This window comes from Streptomyces sp. Q6 (genome assembly GCF_036967205.1).
GTDB lineage: Bacteria > Actinomycetota > Actinomycetes > Streptomycetales > Streptomycetaceae > Streptomyces > Streptomyces citrinus.
In genome coordinates this window covers 6,446,525-6,460,096 of sequence record NZ_CP146022.1, presented here as the reverse complement: position 1 = coordinate 6,460,096, position 13,572 = coordinate 6,446,525, and the positions used below count along the sequence as shown (strand labels likewise).

Here is a 13,572-nt window from a genome sequence, read left to right as displayed (position 1 = left end):
GACCTTACGGCCGACGAGGGCGACAAATGGGACGGATGCCTGGTGGGCGGCTGGCTTTGACGCAACCCTGATGCCGGTGGGAACCGGCTCAGTGCTGGACGATCTCGCCGTCGCTCAGCTCCAGGACGCGGTCGGCGAGGTCGAGCAGGGTGGTGTCGTGGGTGGCGACGAGCGCGGTGACCTGCTCGCTGCGCACGACGGCGCGCAGCAGCTCCATCACGGCGAGCCCGGTCTCCGCGTCGAGCTGTCCGGTCGGCTCGTCGGCGATGAGCAGCGCGGGGCGGTTGGCGAGCGCGCGGGCGATGGCGACGCGCTGCTGCTGCCCGCCGGACAGCTCGCCGGGCCGCTGCTTGGCGTGGCCGCCGAGGCCGACGAGGGAGAGCAGCAGTTCGACGCGTTCCTCGCGCTCGCGCGGGTCGGCCTTGCGCAGCCGCATCGGCACGCCGACGTTCTCGGCGGCGGAGAGGATCGGGATCAGGCCGAAGGACTGGAAGATGAAGCCGATGCGGTCGCGGCGCAGCTCCAGGAGGCCGTTCTCGCCGAGCTCCGCGAGATCGAGCCCGTCGACGGTGATCCTCCCCTCGTCGGGCATGTCGAGGCCGCCCACGAGGTTGAGCAGCGTCGTCTTGCCGGATCCGGAGCGCCCCTTGAGGGCGACGAGCTCACCGCGCGGCACCTCGAAGGAGACCCCGCGCAGCGCGTGCACGGCGGCGGCGCCGGTCCCGTACGAGCGGCGCAGCCCTTCGACGACGACCATCGGCCCGCGGCCGTCCTGCTCCAGGACGGCGGTCCCCGCCTCGGTGCTCTCGGTCATGCGCCCACTCCCCCGTACGTACGTTCCCGGCCGGGCGCCAGTATGGTCACGCGGCGCCGGGCCGGGCAATGGTCGAGACCGGTTCGAGGCTTCTAGCTGGGGTTCTCCGCGTGGGTGAGGGTCTCCCAGGCGACGAAGAGGTTGTTGGAGCCCGCGGGCCGCTGTTGTTCGGTGAGCTTCTGGGTGTTGGTCATGGCCGTGCCGAGGCGGGTGTGCAGGGCGTTGTAGCCGACCTCGGTGACCGGTCCGAGGCCGCGGTCGACGGTGCCGCCGCACAGCCAGCTGGGCGGCGCCTCACCGAGCTCGTACTTGGAGTGGAACCCGAGCGCCTGCCGCAGCCGCTCGCCGACGTCGGTGCCGTACAGGTCCTGCCCCTGGATGCGGCTGGTCTCGGCGATGTGCGAGATCGCGGAGATGCCGTACCCGGTGTGCGTGAAGTCGCGGCAGGTCTCCTGGCTCAACCCCGTCACGAAGGTTGACTGACCTTGCCAATAGTTGACGATCTTCGTCTTGGTATCCAGGTTCTGGCTCGGCACGGTCTTGGGCAGCGCCCCGTCCGAGGCCAGGTACACATACGCGGCCGTCCGTGTCCGGAACTTCGCCATCGCCTTGTCGTACGACGTCCTGTCCTCCAGGAAGACGGAGATCCCGACGGCGGCCTCCATCATCGACAGCTCCCAATTGCCGTTGGAGTTGGAGCCGTTGATGATCTCGGGCAGGTAGACGTCCCGCAGCATGGTCCGGAAGCGGCCCTCGTTCGCCCAGCCGCCGCTGTACGTGTACGTGATGATCTCGGCGGCCTTGGGCCAGGAGGAGCCGGCCCAGCCGGTCTGCAACGGCGCGTTGCTGTTGGTGTGGTCCGCGAGGGTGGCGGACCAGGCGTCCATGAGCGCGATCGACTTCTTCGCGTACCGCTCGTCGCGCGTGATGTACCAGGCGAGCGCGTCGGTGTACGCGGCTATGGCGTCCTCGCGCTCGTCGGTGCACCCGTAGTCGGGGTTGGAGTACGAGCCGCACTCGACGACGGCGCGGGGCTTGGGCGTGCGGTTCAGATCGGCGTACTTGCTGGCCATCATCTGGTCGAAGGCGCCCTTCCAGGGCTGCGCCCCGGCGTCGACCTTGGCCTTGGCGAAGTCCAACTGCCCCTTGGAGACGGTGACTCCGGGGTGCGCGAAGGTGGTGGGCGCGGCGTCCGCGCGCTCGGCGCCGGGCCAGGCGACGACGCCGGTGACGACAGCCGCGAGTGCGGTGAGGGTGGCGAGCGGGGTGGTGCGCGATCTTCTGTGACGAGCCTGCATGGTGGGGGCCATCCGTTCTCGTATGTGAACGCGGGGCGTCGACATGAACATGACGCTGGGCGGTGACCCTAGGTACGGACCAGGCTTCCGTCAATACCTGAAGAAAGAACGGCAGTTGAGCGGCCCGGACCACGGAAAAGGCCAGGGGCCGCGCATCCCGAAGGATGCGCGGCCCCTGGCCACGTACGACTGCTGGAGAGCGTCAGCGCACCTCGGTGATCTCCGGGCCACGGGCCAGCTGACCCATGCCACCGCCGAAGCGCGAGCCCTCCGGGCCCTCCTGTCCGGCGCCCTCGGCGACCATCTGCGCGTCGTCCGGGAGCTTGAGGACGATCGGGTCGCGCGGGGCCATCGGGCCGTCACCGCGCACCACGACCGTGTCGCGGAAGATCTGCTCGAGCAGGCCGGCCGCCTGCGGCTGCACCGCGCCCTGACCGGAGATCACGCCCCGCAGGAACCAGCGCGGGCCGTCCACACCGATGAAGCGCACGACCTGGAAGCCGCCCGTGCCGTCCGGCAACTGCACCGGCACCTGGGCACGCAGCTCCCAGCCGAGCGGACCCTCGACCTCGTCGATCACACCACCCTGCTGGGTGATGCCCGTGGCGATCTCCTCGCGGACCTCGCCCCAGATGCCCTCCTTCTTGGGGGCGGCGAAACCCTGGAGCTGGATGGCGCTGTCCTGGAGGACCACGGTCGCGGCGACGATCGCGTCACCCGCGACCTCCACCCGCAGCTCCATGCCCTCTACACCGGGGACGAAGAGTCCACCGAGGTCGACCCGGCCCTCGCCGGGCTCGCGGACCTCGGAATCGTCCCACGGGCCGTCGGGGCGCGGCTCGGGCTCGAGGCGGACACGCTCCGACCCGGCCTCGGCGTCCGCGTCGGCATTGTCGACGACCTGCTCGGCCTCGCCCGCCGCGTCCACTGCGTCTTCAGCGGAGCTGTTCTTCTTGCGACGTCCGAACACGTCACTGTCCTTCCCGGTCAGATACGACCGAAGCGTATCGATTCCCACCCTGCTGACCGCCCGAGCCATCGACGGCTCCGACGGTCTCGGCGGAGCCACCCACGGAGGCATGCCCGCCGGTGGACCCGAAACCCCCCTCGGCCCGCGCCGATTCGGGAAGCTGCGCCACCTCGTGGAAGCGCACCCTCTCGACCTGCTGAACGACGAGTTGGGCAATCCGGTCGAAGCGCTCGAACCGCACGCTCTCGCGCGGGTCGAGATTCACCACGATCACCTTGATCTCTCCACGGTACCCGGCATCCACCGTCCCTGGGGCATTCACCAGGGCGATGCCGCAGCGCGCGGCGAGACCGGATCGCGGGTGCACGAAGGCCGCGTACCCCTCGGGGAGCGCGACAGACACTCCGGTGGGCAGCACGGCCCGCTCACCGGGTGCGAGTTCGCACGCCTCGGTGGTGCGCAGATCGGCTCCCGCGTCGCCGGGGTGCTCGTACGCGGGCAGCGGCACGTCGGGGTCGACGCGTCGGATCAGCACATCAAGCGTCACGGGTTCACCTCGAAGGCACGGGCACGCCGGACCTGGTCCGGGTCGCTCATGGCCGCCTGGATCTCTTCCTTGCGGCCGTTGTCGATGAAGTGGTCGACCTTCACCTCGATGAAGAGGGCGTCGGCGCGGACGGCCACGGGCCCGTCGGGGCCGCCGATCCGGCCGGTCGCGGTCGAGTAGATCTTGCGCCCGGCGACGGCGGTGATCTCGGCGGACAGGTGCAGCACGGTGCCGACGGGTACCGGGCGTACGTAGTCCGTCTCAAGGCGTCCGGTCACGGCGATGGTCTGGGTCAGCCAGTTGAGCGAGCCGAGCGTCTCGTCGAGCGCGGTGGCGAGCAGGCCGCCGTGTGCGAGACCGGGCGCGCCCTGGTGCGCCGCGCGCACCGTGAACTCGGCGGTGACGTCGACACCGGCACCGGCGCGCGCCTCCAGATGCAGCCCGTGCGGCTGATCGCCGCCGCAGCCGAAACAGTGTCCGTAGTGCGCGCCGAGGAGCTCGCCCGGGGCGGGCGCGTCGGGGTGCCGCACCGGCGCTATGGCGTCGGCCGGGGGCGTCAGAGCTGCTGAAGTACCACTCACAGGCGCAGACCTTACCCGCGCGTCCTATGGCTTCACGCATCGTGCCAAGCTTGTCCGCATGGACCTCTCGACGACGCCTTACGAAGAACGCCTCACCGCGCCCCGTTCCTGGTGGCTCGTGACCTTCCTCGTGGGCGTCGCGGGCGGGCTGATCCTGCTGCCCTTCGGGACGCTCCCGCTGCTCGGCGGCTTCGTCGGCGGCCTCCTGGTGGCGGCCGTGATCACCAGCTCGTACGGCTCGATCCGGGTCCGTGTCGTGGCGGACTCGCTGGTCGCGGGCGACGCGAGGATCCCGCTGTCCGCGCTGGGCCCGGTGGAGATCCTGGACGCGGAGGAGGCCCGCGCCTGGCGCACGTACAAGGCGGACCCGCGCGCGTTCATGCTTCTGCGCAGCTACGTCCCGACGGCGATCCGGGCCGAGATCACGGATCCGACGGACCCGACCCCGTACGTGTACGTGTCGACCCGCGAACCTGAAGCTTTGGCAAAGGCTCTCGGCGCCTGAGGCCGCGGGGCCGCGACAGCGGGGGCTCAGCCCTCGGTCCCGCCCTCGATCTCCAGGGCGTCCTTCGGGGTCTCCAGCGGTGCCAGTCCGGACAGCTGGTCCCAGGGCACCTGCATGCCCCGCAGGTCCTTGCGGACGCGGTCGGCGAGTTTCTTGGTGTCCCTGCGGTTCATGGTCGCCCCGACGGCGGCGCCGATCATGAACGGCGTCAGGCTCGGCAGATTGCGCATCGTGCGCTTCATGATCTGCTGGCGCAGCTCGCGCTTCATCTGCCCGCCGAGCGCCGCGTTGACCGACATCGGCTTGGCGACGTCGATGCCCCGCTCCTGCGTCCACGAGGTCAGATAGGCGCTGCTGCGGTCCTTGATGGTGCCGGGCGGGCGCACCCCGTACACCTCGTGCAGCTCGGCGATGAGCTTCAGCTCGATCGCCGCCACACCGGTGACCTCCGCGGCCAGTTCGGTCGGCATCGCGGGCGGTACGGGGAGCATCGCCGCGGCCCCGATCCCGGCGCCGACCGTGGACGAGGCGTTGGCCGCGCCGGCGACCAGCTTGTCCGCGATCTCCTCGGGCCCCAGGCCCGGGAAGTGTCTGCGGAGCGTCGCGAGGTCCCGTACGGGGACCCGCGGCGCGATGTCGATGATCCGGTCGGCGAGATGACCGAACCCGGTCCGGGCGGCGGCGCCGCCCTTGACCATGCCTGTCTTCGCGATGACGCCGCTTTTGCGTATCCCCGTTCTGGCGGCACTGCCGCCCTTGCGTACGCCGTCCTTGACGGCGTCGACGCGCCGCCTGGCCGGCCGCGCGTCGTCCCCCACGGCCGCCGTGTCGGCGTCGTGAAGTACGACGTCGGCAGGCGCCGGGGCGCCCGTCTCACCGTGCTCGTACCGATGTGCCGGTTCGAGCGAGGCTGCTCCGGGGTCGGAAGAGCCTCGCTCGTCGTCACGCACGGCCTCTGACGGGCCTTCTGCCGCACCTCGGAGGTGTTTCCGGGGGCGGCGCTTCCAGGGCGGGGTCGAGCCAGTCATGCCCGACCCTGCCTCAGTCGCAGTCGCGGCAGATCGGCTGCCCGTTCTTCTCCCGCGCAAGCTGGCTGCGGTGGTGCACCAGGAAGCAGCTCATGCAGGTGAACTCGTCCTGCTGCTTGGGCAGGACACGAACGGCGAGCTCCTCGTTCGAGAGGTCGGCGCCCGGAAGCTCCAGGCCCTCGGCCGCCTCGAACTCGTCCACGTCGACGTTCGACGCGGACTTGTCGTTACGCCGCGACTTCAGTTCTTCGATGCTGTCCTCGTTGAGGTCGTCATCGGTCTTGCGTGGGGTGTCGTAATCCGTTGCCATGTCGCTCTCCCCCTCTGGGTGTAGGCGGTGTCTCAGCGCACGTAACGCATGAGAGGCCGGACTTGTGCCCGACCTGAGGCGGAGATTTTGCCTCACATCAAGGTCTGTTACTCAATCGACACCCAACCGGATCCCTCACGAGTGATCGGCTGGAGTGGCGAAGCGGACCGTACACGGTCCGAATGCCGCACTGCACGGGCGCCACCCCGTGTACTTCCCGTGATCAAGCTGCCCGAAAACCCGGATTTTCCCGGCTTTCCGACGGCTTTTGCGATCACGGAGAGTGGATTCCGGAAAATTCGCCCATGTGATCGATCACACACGATCTCCGTAGGCGCAGGTCCCGAAAATTCCGCTAAAAGCGAACTCCGCAGCGCGTCGGCGGAAGCATCTCAGATCAGTCCCGCCGCCGCACGTCGGATCGGCCTAGATCGGCAGGGTGACCCGCATCACGAGCCCACCCCCCTCGCGTGGCTCGGCCGCGATGCGCCCGCCGTGGGCGCGCGCGACGGACCGGGCGATGGACAGACCGAGACCGACGCCCTTGTCGCTCCCGGTGCGCTCGGTGCGCAGCCGCCGGAACGGCTCGAAGAGGTTGTCGATCTCGTACGCGGGGACCACCGGGCCCGTGTTGGCGACCACGAGGACCGCCTGGCCGTGCTGCGCCTCGGTGTCGACCTCGACCCAGCCGCCCTCCGGCACGTTGTACCTGATCGCGTTCTGTACGAGGTTCAGCGCGATGCGTTCCAGGAGGACGCCGTTGCCCTGGACGACCGCTTCCTTGCGCTCGCCGCGGATCTCCACGCCCTTCTCGTCGGCCTCCGCGCGGGCCTGGTCGAGCGCCTGGGAGGCGACCTCGGCCAGGTCCACGGGCTTGCGCTCGACGATCTGGTTGTCGCTGCGGGCGAGCAGCAGCAGGCCCTCCACAAGCTGCTCACTGCGCTCGTTGGTGGCGAGCAGCGTCTTGCCGAGCTGCTGGAGCTCCACCGGGGCGCCCGGGTCGGAGAGGTGGACCTCCAGGAGCGTGCGGTTGATCGCGAGCGGGGTGCGCAGCTCGTGCGACGCGTTGCCCACGAAGCGCTGCTGCGCCGTGAACGCCCGCTCAAGTCGGTCGAGCATCTCGTCGAAGGTGTCCGAGAGCTCCTTCAACTCGTCGTCAGGGCCGTCCAGTTCGATCCGGCGCGAGAGGTCCGTTCCGGCCACCCGGCGGGCGGTGCGCGTGATGCGGCCCAGCGGGGACAGGACGCGTCCCGCCATCGCGTACCCGAAGGCGAAGGCGATGATCGCGAGGCCGAGCAGCGCCATCAGGGAGCGGCTCAGGAGCACGTCGAGGGCGTGCTGGCGCTGGTCGTTGACGCACTTGCTCAGCACGTCGTTCAGCTCGCTGGCGGGGAGCTTGGTGCCGTCCGGGATGTTGCAGGTGTTGCTGGAGACGGTGCCTTCGACGATCTTGAACGGTAGCTCGCTGCCGACGTTCAGGGCCTGGGCCGCGAGCAGGTAGATGATCGACAGCAGCAGGATGCCCGCGATGAGGAACATGCCGCCGTAGAGCAGCGTGAGCCGTATGCGGATGGTGGGGCGCAGCCAGGGGAAGGGCGGTTCGACCGGCGCTCCCGGCTTCCAGGTCGGCTTCGGTGGCGCCTTGGGCGGCGCCGGTGTGGTGGCCATGGAGGGATCAGATCCGGTAGCCGGAGCCGGGGACCGTGACGATGACGGCGGGCTCGCCGAGCTTGCGGCGCAGGGTCATGACGGTGACACGGACGACGTTCGTGAACGGGTCCGTGTTCTCGTCCCAGGCCTTCTCCAGGAGCTGCTCCGCGGAGACCACGGCGCCCTCGCTGCGCAGCAGCACTTCGAGGACGGCGAACTCCTTGGGGGCGAGCTGGATCTCCTTGCCGTCCCGGAACACCTCGCGGCGGTTCGGGTCGAGCTTGATGCCGGCGCGCTCCAGGACGGGCGGCAGCGGCACGCTCGTACGGCGTCCGAGGGCCCGCACACGGGCCGTCAGCTCGCTGAACGCGAAGGGCTTGGGGAGGTAGTCGTCGGCGCCCAGCTCCAGGCCCTCGACGCGGTCGCTGACGTCGCCGGAGGCGGTCAGCATCAGGATGCGGGTGGGCATGCCCAGCTCGACGATCCTGCGGGCGACGTCGTCGCCGTGCACGAGCGGCAGGTCACGGTCGAGGACGACCACGTCGTAGTCGTTGACGCCGATGCGCTCGAGGGCGGCCGCACCGTCGTACACGACGTCGACGGCCATGGCCTCCCGGCGCAGTCCGGTGGCCACCGCATCGGCGAGCAGCTGCTCGTCCTCGACGACGAGTACGCGCACGTCGCTTGTCCTTCCTCTGGTCACCCACGGGCAGCGTTCGGGCGCACGCGGGCGGGTCGTGTCATGGGGTGTGAGCCTCCATCCTGCCCCTTTCGGCCATAAACCGGCTGTAAGGCGGCCAGGCGTCCCGGGAATGCCGGATTTCTCAAGGCGTTGAGGTTTCTGTGGAAGGGACCCTGGGGAGGACGGCTGTACACCCGCGATCACGCTTTGTATGTGGCATGCCACGAGCCGCTGTCGAGTTCGCTTCCCGCAGGGCGGCTCGATTCGTGATCGCCCCTTCCACCGGGCACACCCCCGTGCCACCGACCCACGACCCAGGACGAGGGGGCGCAACCATGGACGCATTCACCGCAGGACTGCTGCAGCGCATAAGGGCGGCGGAGACCGACCTGACGCGGGCGCGCGAGACCGGCGACGACTTCCTTGCCGAGGTCGAGCAGGGCGAGCTGGACGACCTCCACCGCCTTGCCGCCGAGCACGGCGTGGAGATCCACGCCTCGAGCGTCTGACGGGTACAGCGAAGGGCCCCGGCACCTGTTCGATCCAGGCAGGTGCCGGGGCCCTTTCGTGTGCCCTCGGGGGTCGCGGGGCTCAGTCGTGCCAGGCGCCGAGCTCTTCCAGCCAGTTCTGGAGTGGCTGGAAGAGGCCGGGGGGCGCGGCGATCGTCAGCTCGGGCGAGACCGGCTCGCCGGGACGGCCGCCGGTCAGCGCGCCGGCCTCCCGCGCGATGAGGTCGCCGGCCGCGAAGTCCCAAGGATTCAGGCCGCGTTCGTAGTACGCGTCCATGCGGCCCAGCGCCACGTCGCACAGGTCGATGGCCGCGGAGCCGCCCCGCCTGATGTCCCGCACGCGCGGCACGAGCTGCCGTACGACGTCGGCCTGGTGGACGCGGCGGGACTCCAGGTAGCCGAAGCCGGTGCCGACCAGGGCCTGTTCGAACGGGGGCGCCACGCGCACGCGCGCGGGACGGTCGTTCACATGGGCGCCGCCACCGAGGACGGCGCGGTACGTCTCGCCGCGCATCGGCGCCGCGACGACGCCGACGAGCGTCTCGCCGTCCTTGCGGGCCGCGATGGAGACGGACCAATCGGGGCGCCCGTAAAGGTAGTTGACCGTTCCGTCGATGGGGTCGATCACCCACTCGACGCCACTGGTGCCCTGGGCGCTCGCGCCCTCCTCGCCGAGGACGCCGTCGTCGGGGCGGCGCTCAGCCAGGTAGTCGGTGATCAGCTTCTCGGACGCGATGTCCATCTCGGTGACGACGTCGACGGCGCTGGTCTTGGTGGCGGCGACCCCGAGGTCGGCCGGGCGGCCGTCGCGCAGGAAGACCCCCGCGCGGGCGGCCGCTTCCAGGGCGACGTCGAGGAGCTCTGCCTTCAGGTCGGTCATCTGGCGTCCTTACGCGTACGGGCTGTCGGCGCCCGCGGCGGCGGGCTTGGGCGCGCGGGCCGGGCAGCAGCCCACCGGGCACACGTTGTGGCTCGCGCCGAGGGCGCCCAGGGCGCAGGGCGTGACCTGCGCGCCGCACTCGACGGCGGCCCGCTCCAGGACCAGCTCCCGGACGGCGGCGGCGAAGCGCGGGTCCGCGCCGACGGTCGCGGAGCGGCGCACCGGGAGGCCGAGCTCGGCGGCCTTGGCGGTGGCCTCGGTGTCGAGGTCGTACATGACCTCCATGTGGTCCGAGACGAAGCCGATGGGCGCCATGACGACGGCCGGCACACCGGCGGCGTGCCGCTCCTCCAGGTGGTCGCAGATGTCGGGCTCCAGCCACGGGATGTGCGGAGCTCCGGAGCGCGACTGGTAGACGAGCTGCCAGGGATGTTCGACGCCGGTCTCCTCGCGCACCGCGTCAGCGATGATCCGCGCGACGTCGAGGTGCTGCTTCACGTACGCGCCGCCGTCGCCGTGATCCTCGACGGGCCCGGAGGTGTCGGCAGCGGCGTCCGGTACGGAGTGCGTGGTGAAGGCGATGTGAGCGCCGTCCCGTACGTCCTCGGGGAGGTCGGCGAGGGACTTCAGGACGCCGTCGACCATGGGCCGTACGAAGCCGGGGTGGTTGAAGTAGTGCCGCAGCTTGTCGACCGCCGGCAGCTCCAGGCCCTCCGCTTCCAGGGTGGCGAGGGAGTCCGCCAGGTTCTCGCGGTACTGGCGGCAGCCCGAGTACGAGGCGTACGCGCTGGTCGCGAGAGTGAGGATGCGGCGATGACCGTCGGCGACCATCTCGCGCAGGGTGTCGGTCAGGTACGGCGCCCAGTTCCGGTTGCCCCAGTACACCGGCAGGTCGAGGCCGTGGTCGGCGAAGTCCTTGCGCAGGGCGTCGAGCAGGGCCCGGTTCTGGTCGTTGATCGGGCTGACCCCGCCGAACAGGAAGTAGTGCTGGCCTACTTCTTTGAGCCGCTCCTTGGGGATGCCGCGGCCGCGTGTCACGTTCTCCAGGAACGGGACCACGTCGTCGGGGCCCTCGGGGCCTCCGAACGAGAGCAGCAGCAGGGCGTCGTAGGGGCGGGCGTCGGAGGTGGGGGCGGGCGCTTCTGGCATGTGTTCGATCCTGCCACCCGTCACTGACAGGCGGAAAACCGCCATGCCGTCGAACTGGGACACGCGTAAGCTGTGTCAGCCGAGTTCACGCCTTACTGTTCCTGTCGGAGTCCCGTTGCCCAGCCCCTACCGCGCCATATTCGCCCTGCCCGGGACCAAGAGTTTCTCGGTGGCCGGGTTCCTGGGCCGGATGCCCCTGTCGATGATGGGCATCGGCATCGTCACGATGGTCTCGCAGCTCACCGGCCGCTACGGCCTCGCCGGCGCCCTGTCGGCGACGGTGGCGCTGTCCGCCGCCGCGATCGGGCCGCAGATCTCCCGCCTCGTCGACCGGCACGGGCAGCGGCGCGTGCTGCGCCCGGCGACCCTCGTCTCGCTCGCCGCGGTCTCCGCGCTCCTGCTGTGCGCCACGTACAAAGCGCCGGACTGGACGCTCTTCCTGTGTGCGGCGTTCATCGGCTGTGTGCCCAGTGTGGGCTCGATGATCCGCGCGCGGTGGGCGGTCCTGTACCGGGACACCCCGCGGCAGCTGCACACCGCGTACTCCTTCGAGTCCGTGATCGACGAGGTGTGCTTCATCTTCGGGCCGATCATCTCGATCGGTCTCTCCACGGCGTGGTTCCCGGAGGCGGGGCCTCTCCTCGCGGGCTGTTTCCTCGCGGTCGGTGTCTTCTGGCTGACCTCGCAGCGGGCCACGGAACCCGCCCCGCACCCCCGGGAGCAGCAGGGTGCCGGATCGGCGCTCCGCGCGCGCGGGTTGCAGGTCCTGGTGGCGACCTTCGTGGCGACCGGCGCGATCTTCGGAGCGGTCGACGTGGTGACGGTGGCCTTCGCGGAGGAGCAGGGTCACAAGTCGATGGCCAGTGTGGTGCTCGCGATCTACGCGGCCGGCTCCTGCGTGGCGGGCGCCGTGTTCGGCCTGCTGCACTTCAAGGGGGCGCCCGCCCCCAGGTGGCTGGTGGGTGTCGTCGCGATGGCCGTGAGTATGATCCCCCTCCAACTGGTCGGGAACCTGCCGTTTCTGGCCGTGGCGCTCTTCGTTGCGGGCCTGTCCATCGCGCCGACGATGATCACGACGATGGCCCTCGTCGAGCAGCACGTACCACGCGCGAAACTGACCGAGGGCATGACGTGGGTGAGCACCGGGCTCGCGGTCGGGGTCGCGCTCGGTTCCTCCGTGGCCGGGTGGGTGATCGACGCCTACGGTGCGCGGGCCGGGTACGGGGTGCCGGGGGTCTCCGGCATCGTCGCGGTCCTGGTTGCGTTCCTCGGCTACCGCCGGCTGAAGCAGCCGGTTCCGCAGCGGGGAGGACCTACCGATGAGCACGGCGCAGACGGGCAGCACGAAGAGCAGCGAAGCGTGGCGTAACTGGGCGGGGAACGTCGTCTCCCGCCCGGTGCGCGAGGTGACGCCCGCGTCCGTGGAAGAACTCACCGCGGCCGTCCGCAGGGCCGCACAGGACGGCCTGAAGGTGAAGGCGGTCGGCACCGGCCACTCGTTCACGGCGGCTGCGGCGACCGACGGGGTGTTGATACGCCCTCAACTGTTGACCGGTATCCGCGATATCGACCGTGAGAACGGCACCGTCACGGTCGAGGCCGGTACGCCGCTCAAGCGACTCAATCTGGCCCTGGCCCGCGAGGGCCTGTCGCTCACGAACATGGGCGACATCATGGAGCAGACCGTCTCCGGCGCCACGAGCACCGGCACCCACGGCACGGGCCGCGACTCCGCCTCCATCGCCGCTCAGATCAAGGGACTCGAACTCGTCACCGCGAGCGGTGAACTGATCACCTGCTCCGAGAAGGAGAACCCCGAGGTCTTCGCCGCCGCCCGCATCGGCCTAGGCGCGCTCGGCATCATCACCGCGATCACCTTCGCCGTGGAGCCGGTCTTCCTGCTCACCGCGCGCGAGGAGCCGATGACCTTCGACAAGGTCCTCGCCGACTTCGACGAGCTGCACGCCGAGAACGAGCACTTCGAGTTCTACTGGTTCCCGCACACCGGCAACTGCAACACCAAGCGCAACAACCGCAGCGCGGGACCCGAGGCGCCGGTCTCCCGGCTCAGTGGCATCTGGGAGGACGAGATCCTCTCCAACGGTCTGTTCCAGGCAGTCAATTCGCTGGGCCGCGCCGTGCCCGCCACGATCCCGACGATCGCCAAGATCTCCAGCAAGGCGCTGTCCGCCCGCACGTACACGGACATTCCCTACAAGGTCTTCACATCTCCGCGCCGCGTGCGCTTCGTGGAGATGGAGTACGCGGTTCCGCGCGCGGCCCTGGTGGAGACGCTGCGCGAGCTGAAGTCCATGGTGGACCGCTCGAATCTGCGCGTCAGCTTCCCCGTGGAGGTCCGCACGGCCCCGGCCGACGACATCGCGCTGTCCACGGCGGCCGACCGCGACAGCGCGTACATCGCGGTCCACATGTACAAGGGCACCCCGTACCAGCGGTACTTCACGGCGGCCGAGCAGATCTTCACCGCCCACGAGGGCCGCCCGCACTGGGGCAAGGTGCACACGCGCGACGCCGAGTACTTCGCGCGGGTCTACCCGCGCTTCGGCGAGTTCACGGCGCTGCGCGACCGCCTGGACCCGGACCGGCTGTTCGGCAACGCCTACCTGCGCCGGGTCCTCGGCGACTGAC

15 protein-coding genes are annotated in these 13,572 nt (G+C 70.1%); 4 read left to right on the top strand and 11 right to left on the bottom strand.

Going from position 1 to position 13,572, the window contains the following annotated elements; translation table 11 throughout:
- Positions 1-88: 88 nt before the first annotated feature.
- The 5 genes from V2W30_RS30065 to V2W30_RS30045 form a co-directional block, all read right to left on the bottom strand.
- A complete protein-coding gene (locus tag V2W30_RS30065; RefSeq protein ID WP_338701399.1) occupies positions 89-814 on the bottom strand; it encodes an ABC transporter ATP-binding protein in 726 nt (241 codons plus the stop codon).
- Positions 815-906: 92 nt separating this feature from the next.
- The gene (locus tag V2W30_RS30060) at positions 907-2,124 is read right to left on the bottom strand and encodes an alginate lyase family protein (protein WP_338701398.1); all 1,218 of its coding nucleotides are present in this window, start codon (positions 2,122-2,124) and stop codon (positions 907-909) included.
- A 190-nt stretch (positions 2,125-2,314) separates the two neighbouring features.
- Positions 2,315-3,082 carry a DUF3710 domain-containing protein gene (locus tag V2W30_RS30055; protein WP_338701397.1) on the bottom strand — a complete coding sequence of 256 codons (768 nt, stop codon included), beginning with the start codon at positions 3,080-3,082 and terminating at the stop codon, positions 2,315-2,317.
- 1 nt (position 3,083) lies between these two features.
- Positions 3,084-3,629, bottom strand: coding sequence for a dUTP diphosphatase (dut, locus tag V2W30_RS30050; RefSeq protein WP_338701396.1), 546 nt, complete (start codon positions 3,627-3,629; stop codon positions 3,084-3,086).
- A complete protein-coding gene (locus tag V2W30_RS30045; RefSeq protein WP_338701394.1) occupies positions 3,626-4,210 on the bottom strand; it encodes a PaaI family thioesterase in 585 nt (194 codons plus the stop codon). Before V2W30_RS30045 ends, dut begins: the two co-directional genes overlap by 4 nt.
- A gap of 58 nt (positions 4,211-4,268) precedes the next feature.
- Between V2W30_RS30045 and V2W30_RS30040 the strand changes: the two genes are divergently transcribed.
- Positions 4,269-4,715: a DUF3093 domain-containing protein gene (locus V2W30_RS30040; protein WP_338701392.1), complete on the top strand. Its 447-nt coding sequence runs from the start codon at positions 4,269-4,271 to the stop codon at positions 4,713-4,715.
- Positions 4,716-4,741: 26 nt separating this feature from the next.
- Here the strand turns inward: V2W30_RS30040 and V2W30_RS30035 are convergent, their stop codons facing one another.
- The 4 genes from V2W30_RS30035 to V2W30_RS30020 form a co-directional block, all read right to left on the bottom strand.
- Positions 4,742-5,743, bottom strand: a complete 1,002-nt coding sequence (locus V2W30_RS30035) for a hypothetical protein (RefSeq protein ID WP_338701390.1) — start codon at positions 5,741-5,743, stop codon at positions 4,742-4,744.
- Positions 5,744-5,756: 13 nt separating this feature from the next.
- Positions 5,757-6,053 carry a DUF4193 domain-containing protein gene (locus tag V2W30_RS30030; RefSeq protein WP_018535993.1) on the bottom strand — a complete coding sequence of 99 codons (297 nt, stop codon included), beginning with the start codon at positions 6,051-6,053 and terminating at the stop codon, positions 5,757-5,759.
- Between the two features lie 426 nt (positions 6,054-6,479).
- Positions 6,480-7,721, bottom strand: a complete 1,242-nt coding sequence (locus tag V2W30_RS30025) for a sensor histidine kinase (protein WP_338701371.1) — start codon at positions 7,719-7,721, stop codon at positions 6,480-6,482.
- A gap of 7 nt (positions 7,722-7,728) precedes the next feature.
- Positions 7,729-8,382, bottom strand: coding sequence for a response regulator transcription factor (locus V2W30_RS30020; RefSeq protein WP_338701370.1), 654 nt, complete (start codon positions 8,380-8,382; stop codon positions 7,729-7,731).
- A gap of 338 nt (positions 8,383-8,720) precedes the next feature.
- Here V2W30_RS30020 and V2W30_RS30015 point away from each other — a divergent pair, with 338 nt between their 5' ends.
- Positions 8,721-8,894: a hypothetical protein gene (locus V2W30_RS30015; protein ID WP_338701369.1), complete on the top strand. Its 174-nt coding sequence runs from the start codon at positions 8,721-8,723 to the stop codon at positions 8,892-8,894.
- Positions 8,895-8,976: 82 nt separating this feature from the next.
- Here the strand turns inward: V2W30_RS30015 and V2W30_RS30010 are convergent, their stop codons facing one another.
- Together V2W30_RS30010 and V2W30_RS30005 are read right to left on the bottom strand one after the other, a co-directional pair.
- Positions 8,977-9,774: an inositol monophosphatase family protein gene (locus V2W30_RS30010; RefSeq protein ID WP_338701367.1), complete on the bottom strand. Its 798-nt coding sequence runs from the start codon at positions 9,772-9,774 to the stop codon at positions 8,977-8,979.
- Between the two features lie 9 nt (positions 9,775-9,783).
- Positions 9,784-10,923, bottom strand: coding sequence for a ferrochelatase (locus V2W30_RS30005; RefSeq protein WP_338701365.1), 1,140 nt, complete (start codon positions 10,921-10,923; stop codon positions 9,784-9,786).
- Positions 10,924-11,038: 115 nt separating this feature from the next.
- Between V2W30_RS30005 and V2W30_RS30000 the strand changes: the two genes are divergently transcribed.
- Positions 11,039-12,292 carry an MFS transporter gene (locus V2W30_RS30000; RefSeq protein WP_338701364.1) on the top strand — a complete coding sequence of 418 codons (1,254 nt, stop codon included), beginning with the start codon at positions 11,039-11,041 and terminating at the stop codon, positions 12,290-12,292.
- Entirely contained in the window at positions 12,243-13,571 is a 1,329-nt protein-coding gene (locus tag V2W30_RS29995; RefSeq protein WP_338701362.1) for a D-arabinono-1,4-lactone oxidase, read from the top strand. The genes V2W30_RS30000 and V2W30_RS29995 overlap by 50 nt, the downstream gene beginning before the upstream one ends.
- Position 13,572 lies beyond the last annotated feature (1 nt).